An 18,758-nucleotide genomic window follows, 5' to 3' on the forward strand; every position below is an offset into this window, starting at 1 on the left:
AAACCGCAGGTCAGAGGCGATAGGCCCGGATTTCCCCATCACTTATCCACACCCTGGTGCACACCCTGCGCACAGGAGGGGGCACCGGCGTCCACAGGTTGTCCCGAGGCTCGTCCACCGGCCTTGTTGAGCGGCTGACCTCGGGTTCCGTATCGTTGTCCCCCGACCGCCGGGCGATGACCCCCGATCGACCGGAGGGTCGGCGCGGAGTTGTCACACCCGGGCGATAGAGCTGGACTCGATCCGACGCAGCGAGGGGGGAACCCGTGTCGGTCACCGACGAGACGCGTGCGGAACGGGCCGGGGGACAAGCGCCCGAGCCGCCGCCGCGCGACGCGCCGTTCGAGAAGACACCACCGCAGGACGTCGCCGCCGAGCAGTGCGTACTCGGCGGCATGCTGCTCTCCAAGGACGCCATCGCCGACGTCGTGGAGATCCTGAAGACCAACGACTTCTACCGCCCGGTCCACGCCACCATCTTCGACGCGATCCTGGACATCTACGGACGTGGCGAGCCCGCCGACCCGATCACCGTGGCGGCCGCGCTCGCCGACTCCGGCGACCTCGCCCGGATCGGCGGCGCTCCCTACCTGCACACGCTCATCGCGAGCGTGCCCACCGCCGCGAACGCGGCCTACTACGCCCGCATCGTCGGCGAACGGGCAGTGCTCCGCCGGCTGGTCGAGGCCGGCACCCGGATCGTGCAGCTCGGCTACGGCACCGGCCCGAGCGGCAGCCGCGACGTCGACGACATCGTCGACCTCGCCCAGCAGGCCGTCTACGAGATCACGGAGAAGCGTGTCAGTGAGGACTTCGCCGTCCTGGCCGACATGCTCCAGCCGACGCTCGACGAGATCGAGGCGGTCGGTGCCCAGGGCGGGATGATGACAGGTGTGCCGACCGGGTTCACCGACCTCGACCGCCTGCTCAACGGCCTGCACGCCGGCCAGCTCATCATCGTGGCCGGCCGGCCTGGTCTCGGTAAGGCGCTTGCACTCGACACCCCGCTGCCCACCCCACAGGGCTGGACCACCATGGGTGAGGTGCGGGCCGGCGAGCAGCTCCTCGCCGCGGACGGCACTCCGACGACGATCACCAACGTCTTCGACGTGATGTACGACCGCCCCTGCTACGAGGTCGAGTTCTCCGACGGAAGCGTCATCGTGGCGGACGCCGAGCACCTGTGGAAGACCACCACCCGGGCCAGCCGACGTCAGCCGGAGGCACGCCGGCGGCACCACTGGGCCGAGCCGGCGTTGGCGAAGGTGCGGGAGGCCGAGACTGCCGCATCCGCCGAACCGCACCGGCTGGTCACTCTCGCGGAGACCCTGGATCAGGCCGGCCCGGAATTCCGCAACGTGCTCCACACGGTGGGCTCCAACGGCCGGGTCACCACCCGACCGGTGACCCGGGCCGGCAAGACACGCAACTGGACGGCTCCGGGCTACCCGGTGGGCGCGTTGGTCTCCGGCCTCCGTGCACGCGCGGAACGCCCGGTGAACGCCGGCAGCCGCGCCGAGTACGACGGGATCGTCACGACGGCGCAGATCGCGGCCACGCTGCGTACCGAGACGGCCGACCGCCGTCTCAACCACGCCGTGCGGAACTGCGCGCCGCTCCGACTTCCGGAACGCGATCTGGTCGTCCCGCCGTACACCCTCGGGGTGTGGCTCGGCGACGGGCACACCGGGGCCAGCCGCTTCACCACCGCGGACGCGGAGATGCTCGACCTCGTGGCCCAGGACGGCTTCCTGGTACGCCCGAGCGGCCCCATGGTCTACAGCGTGCAGCTGCCCACGCCGGCCAGGACGGTGGACCGCACCTGCGTCGACTGCGGCGGCTCCACCCGTGCCCTGCGGGAGAACCCCGGAACCCGCCGCTGCGCCGAGTGTCACGAGCGGAACGGCTCGTTCCTGGCCCTGCTCCGCCGAGTCGGGGTGGCCAACGACAAGCACATTCCGCGGGACTACCTACGCGCCTCCGAAACACAGCGCCGGGCGTTGCTCGCCGGTCTCATGGACACCGACGGCACGGTGGCGCCGACCGGGAACCTGCGGTACACGTCCACCTCGCGGCGCCTGATCGACGGCGTTCGGGAACTCGTCGTCAGCCTGGGCTACCGGTGCACCATGACCGAGCGCAAGGTGCGCGGCCGTACCGAGGAATCGTCGATCGCATACACGCTGAACTTCTCCACCCCGGACACGGTCTTCCGGCTGGACCGGAAGCGCACCGCTCATGCGGCCCGACGCCGGACGTCCTCGGACGTCCGCTCCCACTCGCGGTTCATCGTGGATGTTCGTCCGGTGCCGAGCGTGCCGGTGCGTTGTGTGACGGTTGACAATCCCGACCATCTGTATCTGGCGGGCCGCTCGATGATCCCGACGCACAACAGCACGGCGAGTATGGACTTCGCCCGAAATGCGGCGATTCGCGCCAACCAGGCGGCGGCGATCTTCTCGCTGGAAATGAGCAAGGTCGAGATCGTCATGCGACTCCTCTCGGCCGAGGCGCGCGTGCCGCTGCATGTGCTGCGGAGCGGGCAGCTCTCCGACGACGACTGGACCAAGTTGGCGCGCTGCATGGGCGAGATCAGCGAGGCGCCGCTCTTCGTCGACGACACGCCGAGCATGAACCTGATGGAGATCCGGGCGAAGGCGCGGCGGCTCAAGCAGAAGCACGACCTGAAGCTGATCGTCGTCGACTATCTCCAGCTGATGACCTCGCCGAAGCGCACCGAGAGCCGGCAGCAGGAGGTCGCGGACCTGTCCCGTGGCCTGAAGCTGCTGGCGAAGGAGGTCGAGTGCCCGGTGATCGCGGTGAGTCAGCTGAACCGTGGGCCCGAGCAGCGTACCGACAAGCGGCCGCAGCTTTCCGATCTGCGCGAATCCGGCTGCCTGACGGCCGACACCAGGCTCGTTCGAGCCGACGACAACTCGGAGATCACTCTCGGGGCGCTTCTTGCCGGGAACCTGAGGGAGATCCCCGTCTGGGCACTCGATGAGGGTCTCCGCTACACCCCCCGAACGCTCACGCACGCCTTCCCCAGCGGAACGCGCGAGGTCTTCCGGATGACCCTTGCGTCCGGCAAGCAGGTAGAAGCGACTGCCAACCATCCTTTTCTCACGTTCGGCGGGTGGCTGCCACTGCGAGAACTCACGGTTGGCACTCGGCTTGCGGCGCCTCGGCACATTCCGCCGCCGTTGAACATCCAGCCGTGGGCCGAGCCGGAGGTGGTGATGCTGGCACACCTCCTCGGGGACGGTTCGTTCGTCCGTCGGCAGCCGATCCGCTACGCGAGTTGCGACGAGGCCAGCCTGGCGGCAGTGACGAAGGCGGCCACGCACTTCGGGATCACGGCTGTGCGAGACGACTACCCGGCTGCCCGAGTGACCACGCTCCGGCTACCGGCACCATTCCGGCTCGCCCGCGGTCGGCGGAACCCGATTGCCGAGTGGCTGGACGGTTTGGGCCTGTTCGGGCTGCGGTCCCACGAGAAGTTCGTGCCCCCAGCGGTGTTCGGCCTGCCTAAGGAGCAGATCACCCTCTTCCTGCGGCACCTCTGGGCCACCGACGGGTCAGTGACCGTCAACAAGTCCGGTCGAGGAGGGCGAATCTACTTCTCCTCCACCTCGCGCCGGATGCTGGAGGACATCTCACGCCTGCTGCTGCGCTACGGAATCTCTGCTCGGTTGCGACAGGTTCCGGTCACTAAACACCGGCCGCAGTACACCCTGGACATCTCGGGTCGTGACGACCAACTCCGCTTCCTTCGGGAGATCGGTGTGCACGGCGAGCGCGCCAACGGGTGCGCGGCGCTGCTGGTGATTCTCGAATCCGTCGTCAGCAATCCGAACGTGGACACGGTGCCCAAGGAGGTGTGGTCACGGGTTCGCGAGGTCTTGGCGGAGCGCAAGACGAGTCACCGAGAGTTCGCGGCTGCCGTCGGCACCCAGTTCTCCGGCAGTGCGATGGGGAAGCGTGCGCCCAGCCGGTCACGTCTCGTCAAGGTCGCCGCAGTCCTGGATTCCGTGGATCTTGACCTGCACGCGACGAACGATGTGTTCTGGGACGAGATCGTCTCGATCGAATCCGTCGGCGAGAAGGACGTCTACGACGCTACGGTGCTCGGCACGCACAACTTCATCGCCAACGGCATCGCCGCGCACAACTCGATCGAGCAGGACGCAGACGTTGTCATTCTTCTGCACCGCGACGACTACTACGACAAGGAGTCGCCGCGAGCGGGCGAGGCGGACTTCATCATCGCCAAGCACCGGAATGGCCCGACTGACACGGTGACGGTGGCGGCCCAGTTGCACCTGTCGCGCTTCGTGGACATGGCGATCGTCTGAGCGGCGTCAGCCGAGCAGCGGGAACCAGCCCGCCGCCTCGCCCAGTTCCAGCCGGTCCCGGTCGGTGAGCGGCACCCGCCCCGCCGCCTTCAGCAGGAATTCGTGGTCGTCCCAGCCGGCCGGCCGTACCGCGTCGTCGCTGAGCAGACCATCCATCGCGGTCGCCGCGACCCGCGTCGGGTCTGCCGCCGGTCGCGGCGCGTCCGGCAGGTCCACCACCAGGTCCAGGTGATGGATGACCGCCTCGGTGGTCAGGGTGGCGAGCAGATGGGGTACGCGCAGCACGTGCCCCTGCGTGGTCACGTACCCGTCGGGGTCTGCCGTGGCTGCCGCGCGGACGGCGGCGGGCGCGGTGTCGGCCCAGAGGCGGACCACGCCCGTGGGCCGGTCGAAGGCGACGGCGGACCGGCGGGCCCACCAGGCGTGCCTGATGCCCGTGTCGTCATCGCCGGGCGTGAAGGCACGCCAGTAGCTGACGTCGTCCACGTCGGCCGGTCCGGGTGCGGGGCTGGCCAGGGCGACGAGTGCGCGCTGGGCGTCGCAGAGCACGTGGAAGAGCAGGTCGGCGACGAGCCAGCCGCGGCATCGGGTGGGCCGTTGCAGGCCGGCGTCGTCGAGCGGGCTGACCACTGCGGTGATGCCGTCGTACGCCTGGGCCAGCGCCTCGTGCTGCCGGATCGGGCTCATGCCGTGCAGCCTGCCACGCTGTGGCGGGTGCGGCACGCCGACGAGCGCGCCGGGTCGGTGCGGCGCACCGACCCGGCGTGCGTGTGGTCGGCGGTCAGTCGAACAGTTCGCCGAGGAAGCCGTGCTTCTTCTTGCGCCGGTAGTGGCCGTGGTAGCCGTAGTGCTGCTGCTGGCTGTGGCCGTACGCGGGCTGCGCGTAGCCGTGGCCGGGCGGCGGCGGAGGGGGCGGGGGGACGGCGCCGTAGCCGGGCTGGTGCGGCGCGGCGGCGGGCGGGGGTGGCGGGGGCGGCGGGTAGCCGGCACCGGTCGGCGCGGGCTGCTGCGGGGCGCCGCCGTGCTGCCGGTTCCAGTTGGCCTCGGCATCGAACAGCTTCTCCAACTCGCCACGGTCGAGGAAGATGCCGCGGCATTCGCCGCACTGGTCGATGACTACTCCGCTGCGCTCGTACTGGCGCATTTCTCCGCGGCACTTGGGACAGGTCATCTGCATGACAACGAAGGTACCGGGTGTTCTCACGCGGGGGCGGTCAGCGCCTGCGTGACCTCGTCGTCGGAGACCTCGTGAAAGTCCTCGTAGTACGCGCCGACGGCGGCGAAGTCGTGCGGGAGCCGGCTGCTCACGACCGTGTCGGCGTCGGTGGCGAGCATGTCGTACGCCTGCTCGGAGCCGACCGGGACGGCGACGAGGACGCGGGCGGCTCCGAGGTGGCGGGCGACCTGGACGGCGGCGCGTGCGGTGGCGCCGGTGGCGAGTCCGTCGTCGACGACGACGGCGGTGCGTCCGGTGAGGTCGAGCGGTGGCCGGCCGCCCCGGTAGCGCTGCTCGCGGCGTTCCAGTTCGGCCTGTTCGCGGCGGCGGACCTGGGCCCTGTCGTTCTCGCTGATCCGGCCGGCGACCATCTCGTTGAGGACCTGCACGCCGCCGGGGCCGAGTGCGCCGTACGCGACCTCGGGCGCCCAGGGCACGCCGAGCTTGCGGACGACGAGCACGTCGAGTGGTGCGCCGAGCCGGTCGGCGACCACCCGGGCGACGGGTACGCCGCCGCGGACCAGGCCGAGCACGATGACGTCGGGTCGGCCGGCGAGGTCGGTGAGTCGCTCGGCGAGTTCCCGTCCCGCCTCGGCCCGGTCGCGGTAGGTGGTCATCCCTCAGGTGTACGCCTTCCGGCCGGATCGCGCGGGGCGGTTGCCGGGAATGCGGCCGGGTCGTCCGGTCGGGTGAGCGCCAGCGCGGGGGCGAGGACGAGCAGGGCGGCCGGGTAGAGCAGGTACCCGAAGCGGGTGGAGGGCATCAGCAGGATCGCGGCGAGCAGCCCGTACCCGCAGATGAGCGCCGTGGCGGCGGCGGTGCGGGGCGGGCGGCGCAGCAGCCGGGCGGCGATGGCGAGTCCGGCGGCGACGAGCAGTGCGGCGGCGACGGCGCGTCCGGCGGGGAGGGCCTCGGCGATGAGGTGTCCGGGGAACGGCGACTGGGCGGGGCTGGTGACGAGGCCGTGGCCGAGGGGGAAGCGCAGCACGTTCTCGACGAGGGCGTCGCGGTCGACCAGCAGCACCGGGAGCAGGGCGAGGACGGGGAGGCCGAGGGCTCCGAGGGCGGTGCGGGGCACGGCCCGGCGCGTGGCGGCCCAGCAGATCAGGACGACGGCGACCGGCCAGGCGAGGAGTTTCAGCGCGCCGGCGGCGCCGACCGCGAGGCCGGCCCGGCCGGGTCGTCCGGCGGCGGCGAGCGCGAGGGCGAGCAGGCAGAGCGCGAGTACGGGGAGGTCGTCGCCGCCGGTGGCGAGGGTGAGCGTGCAGACGGGTAGGACGGTGGCGGCCTGGACGGCGCGTAGGACTGCGGCGTCGCGGCGGGGTGCGGCGGGGCCGCCGTGTGCGCGCAGCGTGGCGACGAGGGCGACGAGGGTGAGTGCGGTGACCACTGCGAACCAGACGCGGGAGTCGGTCCACCAGGCGTCCACGGCGGCTCTGGGCAGTCCGAACAGTGCCATGCCGGGCTGGTAGGGGGTGTAGCCGAGGAGTTGCTCGCCGGGGGGCAGGGCGGCGATGGCGTCGGGTCCGAGGTAGGGGGTGCCCTGCTCGGCGAGGCGGGCGCCGGCGTGTTCGACGACGATCACCTCCTCCTGGGCGCGGTCGGTGCGTCCGGCAGCGCGTTCGACGCTCTGGGTGACGACGGGCAGCAGCGCGGTGGCGGCCCAGGTGAGGCCGGTGATCGTCCACCGTGCGGGCAGGCCGGCCAGGGGGGTGCCGGGGTGGCGGCGGTAGGCGAGCAGTTGGGTGGCGGCGGCGAGCGTGGCGAGCGCGTACCCGATGGTGGCGACGGCGCCCCAGGCGCGGTGCGGAGGGAGCGTGGAGGTGGCGGCGGTGATCGCGGCGAAGGCCGTGGCGGCGGCGTAGAGGCCCAGGTCGAGGGCGAGGCCGCCGGCTGCGGTGTCGAGCGCCGACCAGCGGCGGGAGAGGGCGGTCGGTCGGTCGGCGAGGGCGGTCACGCGGGCCAGTCTGGCAGACCGGTGGTGTGCCCCGGCCGGGTCAGGGTTGCCGGGCGTCGCCGGTGGCGGCGGGGGGTGAGGGGCGGGTGCGGCCGGTGCGGCGGCCGGGGAGGCGGATCACGGCGCCAGCGTCGTGCAGTGCCGGTGCGAGCGCGCCGGTCCGGCCGCCGTGGCCGCGTTGGAGGGTGGCGAGCAGCGCGGCGGCGGGCAGTGGCCGGGCGAACAGGTGGCCCTGCCCGGCGGCGCAGCCGAGTTCCCAGAGCGCGCGGCGTTGCGGTTCGCTCTCCACGCCCTCGGCGACGACTGTGAGGTCGAGGCTGCGGCCGAGGTCGAGGGTCGAGCGGATGACGGCGGCGGCTTCGGGGGCGGTCTCCATCGCGCCGACGAAGCTGCGGTCGATCTTCAATTCGTGTACGGGGATGCGGGAGAGCAGGGAGAGCGACGAGTATCCGGTGCCGAAGTCGTCGAGTGCCAGCCGGACGCCGGAGTCACGTAGCCGGCTGAGTACGCGGTCGACCACGTCGAGCTGGCTGAGCGTGAGTGTCTCGGTGAGTTCCAGTACGAGCCGGTCCGGCGGGAGGTCGTGGGCTCGTAGCCGGGCCAGCACCGCGCCGGGGAAGCGGGCGTCGAGGAGGCTGCGCGGGGACACGTTCACCGAGACGGGCAGGTCGAAGCCGGCGTCGCGCCAGGAGCCGGCGGCGATGAGCGCCTGGTCGAGGATGGCCTCGGCGAACGCGGGGAGCAGCCCGGAGCGTTCCACCGCTTCGAGGAAGCGCAGCGGGTCGATGAGCCCGTGGGTGGGGTGGTGCCAGCGGGCCAGGGCTTCGGCGCCGATCACCTGGCCGCTGCCGAGGTCGACGATGGGCTGGAAGTTGACGGTGAACTCGTGGTCGGCGACGGCGCGGGGCAGTTCGCCGCCGAGGGTGAGCCGGCTCAGGTCGGCGGTGTCGCGGGCGGGCGCGTAGGTGGCGACCCGTTGGCCGGCTCGTTTGGCCTGGTACATCGCCACGTCGGCGCGGCGTAGCAGTTCCGCCATGCCGCCGGTGGCGGGGGCGACGGCGATGCCGCCGCTGGCCTCGACGCTGATCCGCATGCCGTCGAGGTCGAGCGGGTCGTGCAGCGCCGCGAGCAGGGCCTCGGCGCGGTGGGCGGCGACGGCCGGGGCGGGCAGGCCGCGCAGCAGTACGGCGAACTCGTCGCCGCCGAGCCGGGCGACCAGGTCGTCGGGGCGGGCCGCGTCGCGCAGCCGTTCGGCGACCTGGATGAGCACCCGGTCGCCGGCGCCGTGGCCGAGGGTGTCGTTCACTTCCTTGAAGTGGTTGAGGTCGATCAGCACCAGGGCGGTGACGCCGTCGGCGTGCCGGGTGGTGAGCTGGGCGCCGCCCTCGTCGAGCAGGTGCCGGCGGTTGGACAGGCCGGTGAGGGCGTCGTGGGTGGCGGCGTAGGCGTGGTCCTCGGCGATGCGGGCGAGTTCGGCGTACGCCTGGGCGTTGCGGACCGCGGTGCAGAGGGCGGAGGCGAAGGTGCGCAGCGTGTACTCCTCCCGTTCGGAGAATTCCACCGGCCCGGCGAACCGTAGCCGCAGCACGCCGACGTCGACGGTCCGGTCGTGGCCTTCGAGGCGGTTGGTCAGCACCGAACCTTCGATCGAGCTCGGTTCACCGGCCGGGCCGCGGTAGGTGATCGCTCCGCCGACGCCGCGTACCACCAGCGCTTCCTCACGCAGTTCGATTTCCACCTCGTCGGCGGAGAACAGCTCGGTCGCCTGTGTGACGGCCGTCGTGAGTACCCGATTCAGATCGATTACATTCAATGCGTCGGTCGTCCGGGCCAGCCGTTGCCAGGCTTCCCGTTCGGCGCGATTGCGAAGCCGGCTGGAGTAGGCGAGATGCAGGCTCAGCACGAGAGGGGGTACGACGATCAGGAAGGTCGGGTCGATCCGGAGGATGAGCAGCGTGCACACGATCACCGAGAAGCGGGCGAGCACGCTCGCCAGCCGGAGGTCCCACTGCTCCCGGAAGCGCTTGCGGATCGGCGTCCCGGTCGCGAAGGCCAGGACCGGGAAGGTGAGCAGCTCGTCGAGGGCGACGACTGTCACGTAGGCCAGCACCAGGGCGGGCAGCGAGCGGCTGATCGGACCGGACCAGGGCCAGGACCAGCCGGCGGCGATGAGGACCAGGCCTCCGGCCGCCGCCAGCGTCATCTCCTTGGCGATGCCGAAGACCAGCTTGATCGGGGGGAGGCGACCGATGAGGCGGGTGACGGCGACACCGACGCCGGTGGCGATGACGACCCAGGGCACGGGTGCGACGGCGAGCCCGATCACGGTTGCCGCGTCCGTCCAGGAAACGCCGTGGGTGGTGGCGCGAATGCGGATTCGCACATTCACCGTCGCGGCCGCGGCGACCAGAAAGGCGATCGTCGCCGCGCGGGTGACGTCCTTCTGGGTGACCAGGTCGCCGGCGGCGATCAGGTGGATGCTCGCCAGCGTGGCCAGGCCGGCCAGAAACACGACGAGACCGACAAGCAGCAAGAGCCGCCGATCGGTCCCATTGTCGCGTGCGTGGGCGCGAGTCACGTGGTCTGCCTCCACCGCGCTCGTTCGTAGCGGTGCGTGTGTCCGTACTCTACGGTCCGCTCAGGCGCCCTCGGAAGTTCGCTTCACAGCCAGTCGTTGCCGCGCATGGCCTCGCCCCTTCGTTCGACCCCCGGAACCGGCGCTGCCGGCCCATCCAACGTCGAACATGTTATGGCTTTTAGGCCCTGATACATCCCATTAGATGTCCATATGCGCATATTGCGCCAATGCACCTGGTTCTTGTTACGCTCGGTCTTTGGTTGGAGACTGAACGCGTATTCAGTGCATCCTTTCAAGTGGGATTATCAAGCTCCTCCGCACCGGGTGTCTGTAGCCGTTCGGTTTCCCCTTACGTAACATCCGCCACGACAACTCACTGAAAAAGCCTCGTCGCTCTCCGGCACCGGAACGTCGGCGGAGTATTGAGTGCTATCTTCCATAAGTCTGCATTTCGCACAGTCCACCCGGGTGCGGATAATTTTGATTCAGCGCGTTCGGCGCGCGCGGAGGAACAGTTGGTGGATATCCGGCTGCTGGATAGGGTCGGGCCGTGCCCGAAACCACGCAGCTCACCCACGTCGACCCGGCCGGTGCGGCCCGGATGGTCGACGTCTCCGCCAAGCCGGTCTCGGGCCGGCTCGCGGTCGCCGCCGGCCGCCTCCGCACCACGGCCGAGGTGGTGGAGCTACTGCGCCGAGACGGCCTGCCCAAGGGCGACGCGCTCGCCGTCGGCCGCCTCGCCGGCATCATGGGGGCCAAGCGCACACCCGACCTGATCCCGCTCTGCCACCCGATCGCGCTGCACGGCGTCACAGTCGACCTCGACCTCACCGCCGACACGGTGGAGATCACCGCCACCGCGAGGACCGCCGACCGTACGGGCGTCGAGATGGAGGCGCTGACCGCGGTGGCGGTCGCCGGCCTCGCCCTGGTCGACATGGTCAAGGCGGTCGACCCGGCCGCCTCGGTGGACGCCGTCCGGGTGCTCCGCAAGGAGGGCGGCAAGACCGGCGAGTGGGCCCGGCCGGAGGACCGGCCGTGATCCGGGCCCGGGTGATCGTCGCGTCCAACCGGGCCGCCGCCGGAGTCTACGAGGACACCAGCGGCCCGCTGCTCGTGACCGGGCTGCGCGAGCTGGGGTGCGAGGTCGACGCCCCGGTGGTGGTGCCGGACGGCGAACCGGTCGGCGACGCCCTGCGCGCGGCCCGCGCCGACGGCGTCGACGTGGTGCTGACCAGCGGTGGCACCGGCGTCACCCCGACCGACCGCACGCCCGAGGTGACCCGCGAGCTGCTCGACTACGAGATCCCCGGCATCGCCGAGGCGATCCGCGCGCACAGCCGCGACACCGTGCCGACGGCCGCGCTGTCCCGAGGGCTGGCCGGGGTGACCGGCCGGACGCTCGTGGTCAACCTGCCCGGTTCGCGCGGCGGCGCCCGCGACGGCCTGGCGGTGCTCGGGCCGATCCTGCGCCACGCCGTGGACCAGCTTCGCGGCGGCGACCACTGAACCCGCGCGGCACGTGTCCCGGCGCTAGGCTCGCCGGATGAGCACGGAAACCGAAGCCGCCGCGGCCGAGGCGGGCACGCCACCCCCCGCCGGGTGGGATGAGGCCCGCTCCCGGGTGTACGCGGTGGGGCTGTCCGCCGCGCTCCCCGCCGTCGCCCGCCCGCTGGCGGAGGCCGACGGGCACACGCTGGCCGAGCCGTTGAGCACGCGCACCGATCTGCCGGCGTTCCCGACCTCCAGTGTGGACGGCTGGGCGGTGCGGGGTCCCGGGCCGTGGCGGGTGGTCGGGCGCGTGCTCGCCGGGCACACCCCGCCGCCGCTGGAGGCGGACGGCAGCACCGTGGAGATCGCCACCGGCGCGATGGTGCCCGAGGGCACGACGGCGATCCTGCGGATCGAGGAGTCGACACGTACGGCGGACGGCCTGGTGACCGGCACGCCCCGCCCGGCGCCGGAGTGGCGGGAGCCGGGCGAGGAGGCGTGCCTCGGGGAGGAACTGTTGCCCGCCGGCACGCCGGTGGACCCGGCGGTGATCGGCCTGGCCGCCTCCTGCGGGCACGACACGCTGCGGGTCCGCCGCCCGCCCCGGGCCGCGCTGCTGGTCTTCGGCGACGAACTGCTCACCTCGGGTCCGCCCGGCGCCGGGCGGGTCCGGGACGCGCTCGGTCCGTCGGTGCCGGCCTGGCTGCGCCGCTACGGCTGCCAGGTGCGCGCGGCCGACGTGGTCGGCCCGGTCGCCGACACGCTGCCCGCGCACGTCGCTGCGGTGCGGGGCGCGCTCGCCAACGCCGACGTAATCTGCACCACCGGCGGCACCATGCACGGCCCGGTCGACCACCTGCACCCGACGCTGGAGGCGCTCGGCGCCGACTACGTGGTGAACACGGTGGCGGTGCGCCCCGGCTTCCCGATGCTGCTCGCCCGGCTGGTGGACGGCGACGGGCGGGTCCGGTTCGTGGCCGGCCTGCCCGGCAACCCGCAGTCGGCCGTGGTGGCGCTCGTGTCGCTCGTCGCGCCGCTGCTCGCCGGTCTCACCGGCCGGCCGATGCCGGTGCTGCCGCAGGTGACGCTCGCCGAGCCGGTTGCCGGACGCGGCGCCTACACCCATCTGGCGCTGGCCCGCTGGGACCGGGTCGCCGGGACCGCGTACCCGGTGCGGCACGTGGGCTCGGCGATGCTGCGCGGGCTGGCCGGCGCCGACGGCTTCGCGGTGATCCGGCCCGGTACCAGCGGCGCGGCCGGCGACCGGGTGCCGCTCGTGCCGCTGCCGCTGACCCCGGGGGAGCGATTCGGGTGAGCGTGACGAACGAGCCGACGGGAGACGTCGTGACGGTGGGAGCAGGCGTGGTCCTCGGCACGGTCACGGACCGGCCGCTCGACCTGGCCGCGCACGAGGCGGCGGTCACCGACCGCCGGGCCGGTGCGGTGGTGTCCTTCCAGGGCGTGGTCCGCGACCACGACCACGGGCGGGTGGTCACCCGGCTGGAGTACGAGGGCCACCCCACCGCCGAGGCGGTGCTGCGCGAGGTGGCGGCCGAGATCGCAGCCGACCCGCAGGTGTACGCGGTGGCGGTGTCGCACCGGATCGGCCCGCTGGAGATCGGGGACGTGGCGCTGGTGGCCGCGGTCAGCACGGCGCACCGGGCGGCCGCGTTCGTCGCCTGCGCCCGGCTGGTCGACGAGGTGAAGGCGCGGCTCCCGATCTGGAAGCGCCAGGTTTTCGACGACGGCACCGAGGAGTGGGTGAACTGCCCCTGAGGGCTCAGCGGCGGGCGGCGAGGGCGGCGGTGCGGCCCAACCGGTCGTGGTAGAACGCCGGCTCGGCGCCGGGGCGCCACGGCAGCGCCGTGACGAGCACGATCAGCGCGATGGCCAGGGAGTTCTCCATGAGCGCGCCGAACAGGCCGTCCTGGTAGTGGGACACCTCGGGGAGTTGGTGCTCGTACGGCCAGATCGGTGAGATCAGGAACAGCAGGTAGAGCCCGAGCGCGCCGGCGCCGTGGCGGAGTCCGGTCAGCGTCGGGTACCAGATCGGCGGGCGCAGGGCCGGCACGCCGTTGGCCGAGGGGCCGCCGGTGCCGCGCAACGGCAGGCCGCGACTGGCTTCGCGGCGGCGTACCGCGGCGTCGGCCAGCACGATGATCGCCGGGATGACCCAGATCAGGTGATGCGACCAGGAGATCGGGCTGATCACGTTGGCGGTGAGCCCGACGAGCGTGAACGCGGTCAGCTCGTCGCCGTCGGCGCGGGCGCTCATCGCCCGGGACAGGCCCAGCGCCAGGACCAGCACCGAGAACGCCAGCCAGAGCAGGCCGGGCGTCTCGATCGAGTCGTAGAGCCGCGCCAGCAGTCCGGCGAGGGACTGGTTGGCGGTCATGTCCGCCGCGCCGACCCGCTCGGTCTGCCAGAGAACCCCGGTGAAGTACGCGCGGGACTCCTCACCGAGCACGCCGAACGTCGCGATGGTCACGCCGATCGTGGTGCCGACCGCGGTGAGCGCGGCCCGCCACTGCCGGGTGAGCATCAGGTACACCACGAACAGCGCCGGGGTGAGCTTGACCGCGGTGGCGAGCCCGATGCCCACACCGGCCCAGGCGCCGCTGTAGACGAACCGGGCCAGCGGAGAGTCGGCTGTCTCATGGTGGGTGCCCCGCTTGGCCCGCCAGCGCAGGCCCACCATGTCCGCCATGATCAGCGCAAACAGCAGCAGATTGATCTGCCCGTAGCCGAGCGTCTCCCGGGACGGCTCGATGGCGACGGCGAGCGGGGTGGCGATGCCGACGCTGAACCAGAGCGGCCAGCCGAGCCGGTCCACGATGGGACGGAGCAGTGCCGCGAGGACGACAGCGAGCGCGCCGATGCTGGCCATCCCGTTGACGAAACCGGCGCCGTTGACCGGGAGCCAGGACATCGGCAGCATGACCAGCGCGGCGAACGGCGGGTAGGTGAAGCCCAGCGTGGTCGAGGGCGCGACGAAGTCGTACAGCCCGTCGCCACCGGCCCACCACAGCACCGCGCCGTGGTAGATCTTCATGTCGAAGAAGTTGTAGGGCCGTCCGAAGGCGCCGATGGCGAGCCACGCCGCGTACGACACGGCGGCGACCACGCCGAGACGCACCACGATCCGGCGGTCGACGCGGGAGGCCGGGGCGAGGCGGTTGGTCCGTCTACCGACTGTCGTCGGCATGGCGTGGCCACCCCCGTACCAAGGTCGTCGTACCCGTTCAGGTCCAGAACGGAGCCTAGAACGGCGCCTCACGTTGCTGCCTCCCGCGTTACACGACCGTGTCCGATCCCACACGTGTTTGCGACATTTCCACCGCGTTAACGGGTGTCGGACGGTTCAGGTGATTGGTGGCCTTGGCGGGGGGTGGTGGGCCGTACGAAACGCCTGGTCAGCCGGGCATCCGGCGGGCGGTCGCCGCGGAGCGCACGGCGATCTTCGCCTCGCGGCGCGCGGTGCGGACCGCACGCTTCACCGACCGGCGCGAGTGGTCGATCCGGTGGCCCGCGCGCCAGCGCAGCCCCGGCTTGCCCTCGGTGTCGGCGGCGGCGAGGAGGAGGCCACCGAGCAGGCCGAGGTTCTTCAGGAAGTGGACCTGGTTGCTGGTGCGCGTGGCCGGGTCGTCGTTGGTCCAGAAGGGGTGACCGGCGGCGGTGGTCGGGATCAGCGTGCCCGCGAGCACCAGCGCGGCCGGCCGGGTGAACCGGCCGGTGGCGAGCATCAGGCCGCCGGCCAGCTGGGCGGCGGCGTTGGCGCGGATGAGCGAGACCGTGTCGGTGGGGATGCGGGGGTGGACGTTCCGGATCAGCGGGGCGACCTTCCCGGTGACCGGTTCCGCGGCCTGCACCACGCGTTCCGGGTTGCGCAGGTTGCGGGCGCCGCTGACCACGAAGATGCCGCTCAACATGACTCGGGCGAGGGAACGCACGGGCTTCATGGCTCAGTCTTACCCCGTCGGCGGCGTCGTCATCCCCGCAACACACGAAAGGTATGGGCCGACGTGGACGTCCGAACGGTATCGATTTCAGCGACAGTCGCGGATGGACCCGTCGCGTTCGGTAAGGTCGCGCGGGTGACGACGCTGCGACTGCGCCCGGAGGGCCCGGCCGACGAGGCGCCGGTGGCCCGGGTGCTGGCCGCCGCCTTCGCCCGGCCCGACGTGGCCGCCCCACCGGAGGTGGGCCTGGTCGAGGAGTTGCGACACAGCCCGGCGTGGATCCCGGAGCTGGCCATGGTCGCCGAGTACGGCGGCGAGGTGGTGGCGTACGCGCTGCTCACGCGCGTCGGCGTACGCACCGGACGCGGCACCTGGCCGGCGCTGGCACTGGGCCCGGTGGCGGTGGCCCGGCACCGGCAGCGGCTGGGGCACGGGACGGCCGCGGTTCAGGCGGCGCTGGATGCCGCGACCGAGCTGGGGGAAAGGCTGGTGGTGGTGCTCGGCGATCCGGCCTACTACCGGCGGTTCGGGTTCGGCCCGGCGGCCCGGCTCGGCCTCACCAGTCCCTGGTCCGGGCTGGGGGAGCCGTGGCAGGCGCTGGTGCTGCCGCCGTCGGCGAGCGACGAGCCACCGCCGCCGGCCGGCGAGGTGGTCTTCCCGGCGCCGTGGTCGCGGGTCTGAGTCGACGCGGCCGGGCCGACGCGATCCGAGCCGACGCGATCCGGACCGTCAGGCGGGCTGGGTGCGCAGGTAGCGGCCGAAGTGCGGCACCGTGAACGCCACGGTTCCCCGCTCACCGGAGTAGATCAGCCCCTTCTTGATCAGCGCGTCCCGTGCCGGGGAGAGACTGGCCGGCTTGCGGCCGAGCGCGCGCGCGATCTCGGCGGTCGGCACCGCCGCGTCCATGTCGTCCCGGCCGCCCTCCTCGCCGTCCACCAGCGCCAGCGTGGCCATCGCGCGCATGTACTCGCGTTCGGCGGGAGTGGCCCGCTCGAAGCGGGAGCCGAAGAACCCCACCGCCAGCTCGGCCTCCGCCTCCGGCGCGGCGACCCGGACGTCCGCCGCGGTGATCGGTGAGCGGGGCGCGTGGTCCCAGGTGGCCTTGCCGTACGCCTGGACGAAGTAGGGATAGCCGCCGGACTTCTCGTAGAGCAGATCGAGGGCCTTCTGCTCGTACTCGACCTCCTCCCGCTCGGCCGGCGCGCAGAGCGCCTGGTCGGCGGCGATCCGGTCGAGCCGGTCGATGCGCTGGTAGCGGTAGAGCCGCTCGGAGTAGGACTTGGCGGCGCTGAGCACGGCCGGCAGGTGCGGCAGGCCCGCGCCCACGACGATCAGCGGCGCGCCGAGCTGGGACAGCTCGTGGCAGGCGGCGCAGAGCGCGGAGACGTCCTCGGCGCCGACGTCCTGCATCTCGTCGATGAAGATCGCGATGCCGGTGCCGACGTCGGTGGCGACCGCCGCCGCGTCGCTCAGCAGCTCGACCAGGTCGATCTCGATGTCGCCGGAGTCGGCGCGTCCGCTGCTGGCGGGTACGTCGATGCCGGGCTGCCAGCGGTCGCGCAGCTTGGGCGCCGCACCGCCCCGGCCGGTCGGCCCGGAGCGTTGCGCGAACGCCTTGAGGACGCCGAGGAACGCGTCGATCCGGTCCGGGGCACGGTGCCGGGGCGCCAGCTCACGGACCGCCATGTGCAGCGCGGCGGCGATTGGCCGGCGTAACGACTGGTCCGGCCGGGCCTCGATCTTGCCGGTGCCCCAGAGGTGGTTTATCGCCTCGGAGCGCAGCGTGTTGAGCAGGACCGTCTTGCCCACTCCACGAAGGCCGGTGAGCATCAGGCTGCGTTCCGGGCGACCGCGGGCGACCCGTTCCAGCACCACGTCGAAGACGTCCAGTTCCCGCCCCCGCCCGGCGAGTTCGGGCGGGCGCTGGCCGGCGCCCGGGGCGTACGGGTTGCGGACCGGATCCACGAATCGCACAGTATCGGGTTCTCTAGCGACCAGGCTAGATGCGCGTAGAGGCGGCTACCGCGTGTCGGCGTCGAGATAAAACTAGGGCTGTCTAGCGTGGATGCTAGACAGCCCTAGTTTTGGTTACCGACCCGCGTGGAGCGTCAGCGGCGCTTCAGGCAGAGCACGAAGTCGAGCGCGTCCAGCTCGCTGTCGAAGAAGTACCAGTCGGTGTAACCGGCCACCTTCCCGCACTTCGCCTCCGCGTCCTTCTTGCCGCTCGTCGCGCCGTCGATGCGGCGCAGCACCTCGTACGTCTTCGGGCCGCAGTCGGCGATCACCAGCTTGGGCTGACCGCCGCCACCCTCGTTGGCGACGCACTGGCCCGCCTTGACGAAACGCGGATCGGTCGAGGAGGCCGGAGACGCCGTCGTGGGCGTCGTGTCGGCCGGTTCGCTCGGCGCCGCCCCGGTCGGATCCGCGGCCGGCGCGGTGGCGGCGGTCGTGCCGCCGGTCGGGCTCTGCTCGTCCCGGCCCAGCATCCAGTACGCCCCGGCGCCGCCCAGCAGCAGCACGGCCAGCACGATCACGACCACCAGCAACGGGCCCTTTCCGCGCTTGGGCGGCGTCGGCTCGGCGTAGGGCGGCCGGCCGGCGTCGTACTGCGGCCCGGCGTAGGGGCCGGCCGGGTGGCCCTGCTGCGGCGGTCCGGGGGACCAGGCCGGACCCGGCTCGTAGCGCTGCGTCGACGGGCCGTACTGATCGGCCGGCGGGCCGTACCGGTCGGCGGGCCCGTACTGCTGGGTGGGCGTTCCGTACTGGTCGGGCGGGCCGTACTGATCGGCGGGCGGGCCGTACGGCCGCGCGTCCGGCGGGCCGTACCGCGGATCGGGCTGGGCGGCGTAACGCGGGTCGCCCTGCGGGGGGTAACGCGGGTCGGGCTGCGGGGCGTAGCCGTCGTCGCGCCGTCCCCACGGCTCGGTAGAGCCACCGCCCGGTGGACCGAAGTTCGACATGAACGCCTCCTGCGTACGCCAGTGCTGAGGGGCCGGCCACCAACTGGCGACGCCGACGCCGTGGCCACCGTAGCGTGGTCCCACGATGAGCTCACGCCCCACGAGTGCGACGAACCTCGTCGATTCCGCGGCGCCACCGGCCGGACCGCACTGATCTGGGCAGTCCTCGTGCTGGTCTGTCCGCTGCAGGACTCGCCCACGGCCGCCCGCGCCGGTCCCCGCGACCAGCCGTCGACGGGACG

At 72.3% G+C, this 18,758-nt stretch carries 15 protein-coding genes; 6 read left to right on the forward strand and 9 right to left on the reverse strand.

Translation table 11 applies throughout. From position 1 onward, the window contains the following. Window positions 1-266 precede the first annotated feature (266 nt). Window positions 267-4,355, forward strand: a complete 4,089-nt coding sequence (locus ACFYON_RS18285; protein WP_357709870.1) for a replicative DNA helicase — start codon at window positions 267-269, stop codon at window positions 4,353-4,355. Window positions 4,356-4,361: 6 nt separating this feature from the next. On the opposite strand, the gene ACFYON_RS18290 is transcribed toward ACFYON_RS18285, so the two are convergent. The 5 genes from ACFYON_RS18290 to ACFYON_RS18310 form a co-directional block, all read right to left on the reverse strand. After that, window positions 4,362-5,042, reverse strand: coding sequence for a maleylpyruvate isomerase N-terminal domain-containing protein (locus ACFYON_RS18290; protein WP_354866527.1), 681 nt, complete (start codon window positions 5,040-5,042; stop codon window positions 4,362-4,364). A gap of 94 nt (window positions 5,043-5,136) precedes the next feature. Beyond that, on the reverse strand, window positions 5,137-5,532 hold the full coding sequence (locus ACFYON_RS18295; protein ID WP_354866529.1) for a zf-TFIIB domain-containing protein: 396 nt from the start codon (window positions 5,530-5,532) through the stop codon (window positions 5,137-5,139). A gap of 23 nt (window positions 5,533-5,555) precedes the next feature. Further along, on the reverse strand, window positions 5,556-6,188 hold the full coding sequence (locus tag ACFYON_RS18300) for a phosphoribosyltransferase (protein WP_357709873.1): 633 nt from the start codon (window positions 6,186-6,188) through the stop codon (window positions 5,556-5,558). Then, entirely contained in the window at window positions 6,185-7,528 is a 1,344-nt protein-coding gene (locus ACFYON_RS18305; protein ID WP_357709876.1) for a glycosyltransferase 87 family protein, read from the reverse strand. The genes ACFYON_RS18300 and ACFYON_RS18305 overlap by 4 nt, the downstream gene beginning before the upstream one ends. Before the next feature lie 40 nt (window positions 7,529-7,568). Next, window positions 7,569-10,106 (reverse strand): putative bifunctional diguanylate cyclase/phosphodiesterase, encoded by a 2,538-nt coding sequence (locus ACFYON_RS18310; protein WP_387320951.1) that lies wholly within the window; start codon window positions 10,104-10,106, stop codon window positions 7,569-7,571. A gap of 550 nt (window positions 10,107-10,656) precedes the next feature. On the opposite strand from ACFYON_RS18310, the gene moaC reads away from it, so the two are divergent. From moaC to ACFYON_RS18330, 4 genes are read left to right on the forward strand one after another with little or no spacing between them, the layout of a single operon-like run. Then, window positions 10,657-11,148, forward strand: a complete 492-nt coding sequence (gene moaC, locus ACFYON_RS18315; RefSeq protein WP_354866537.1) for a cyclic pyranopterin monophosphate synthase MoaC — start codon at window positions 10,657-10,659, stop codon at window positions 11,146-11,148. Continuing rightward, window positions 11,145-11,615: a MogA/MoaB family molybdenum cofactor biosynthesis protein gene (locus ACFYON_RS18320; RefSeq protein WP_354866539.1), complete on the forward strand. Its 471-nt coding sequence runs from the start codon at window positions 11,145-11,147 to the stop codon at window positions 11,613-11,615. The genes moaC and ACFYON_RS18320 overlap by 4 nt, the downstream gene beginning before the upstream one ends. A 37-nt stretch (window positions 11,616-11,652) precedes the next feature. Next, window positions 11,653-12,912 (forward strand): molybdopterin molybdotransferase MoeA, encoded by a 1,260-nt coding sequence (locus tag ACFYON_RS18325; RefSeq protein WP_354866541.1) that lies wholly within the window; start codon window positions 11,653-11,655, stop codon window positions 12,910-12,912. A 35-nt stretch (window positions 12,913-12,947) separates the two neighbouring features. Beyond that, a complete protein-coding gene (locus tag ACFYON_RS18330; protein WP_354866780.1) occupies window positions 12,948-13,373 on the forward strand; it encodes a molybdenum cofactor biosynthesis protein MoaE in 426 nt (141 codons plus the stop codon). A 4-nt stretch (window positions 13,374-13,377) separates the two neighbouring features. Here the strand turns inward: ACFYON_RS18330 and ACFYON_RS18335 are convergent, their stop codons facing one another. Further along, window positions 13,378-14,802, reverse strand: a complete 1,425-nt coding sequence (locus ACFYON_RS18335) for a glycosyltransferase 87 family protein (protein WP_354866543.1) — start codon at window positions 14,800-14,802, stop codon at window positions 13,378-13,380. A 208-nt stretch (window positions 14,803-15,010) separates the two neighbouring features. Beyond that, window positions 15,011-15,556: a DoxX family protein gene (locus tag ACFYON_RS18340; protein ID WP_354866545.1), complete on the reverse strand. Its 546-nt coding sequence runs from the start codon at window positions 15,554-15,556 to the stop codon at window positions 15,011-15,013. Between the two features lie 135 nt (window positions 15,557-15,691). On the opposite strand from ACFYON_RS18340, the gene ACFYON_RS18345 reads away from it, so the two are divergent. After that, window positions 15,692-16,237, forward strand: a complete 546-nt coding sequence (locus ACFYON_RS18345) for an N-acetyltransferase (protein WP_354866547.1) — start codon at window positions 15,692-15,694, stop codon at window positions 16,235-16,237. 48 nt (window positions 16,238-16,285) lie between these two features. On the opposite strand, the gene ACFYON_RS18350 is transcribed toward ACFYON_RS18345, so the two are convergent. Together ACFYON_RS18350 and ACFYON_RS18355 are read right to left on the reverse strand one after the other, a co-directional pair. Continuing rightward, the gene (locus tag ACFYON_RS18350) at window positions 16,286-17,521 is read right to left on the reverse strand and encodes an ATP-binding protein (RefSeq protein ID WP_354866549.1); all 1,236 of its coding nucleotides are present in this window, start codon (window positions 17,519-17,521) and stop codon (window positions 16,286-16,288) included. Between the two features lie 143 nt (window positions 17,522-17,664). Next, window positions 17,665-18,102: a hypothetical protein gene (locus ACFYON_RS18355; RefSeq protein ID WP_387188684.1), complete on the reverse strand. Its 438-nt coding sequence runs from the start codon at window positions 18,100-18,102 to the stop codon at window positions 17,665-17,667. Window positions 18,103-18,758 lie beyond the last annotated feature (656 nt).

The organism is Micromonospora sp. NPDC005686 (assembly GCF_042871665.1).
In the GTDB taxonomy this organism is placed as follows: Bacteria; Actinomycetota; Actinomycetes; order Mycobacteriales; family Micromonosporaceae; genus Micromonospora.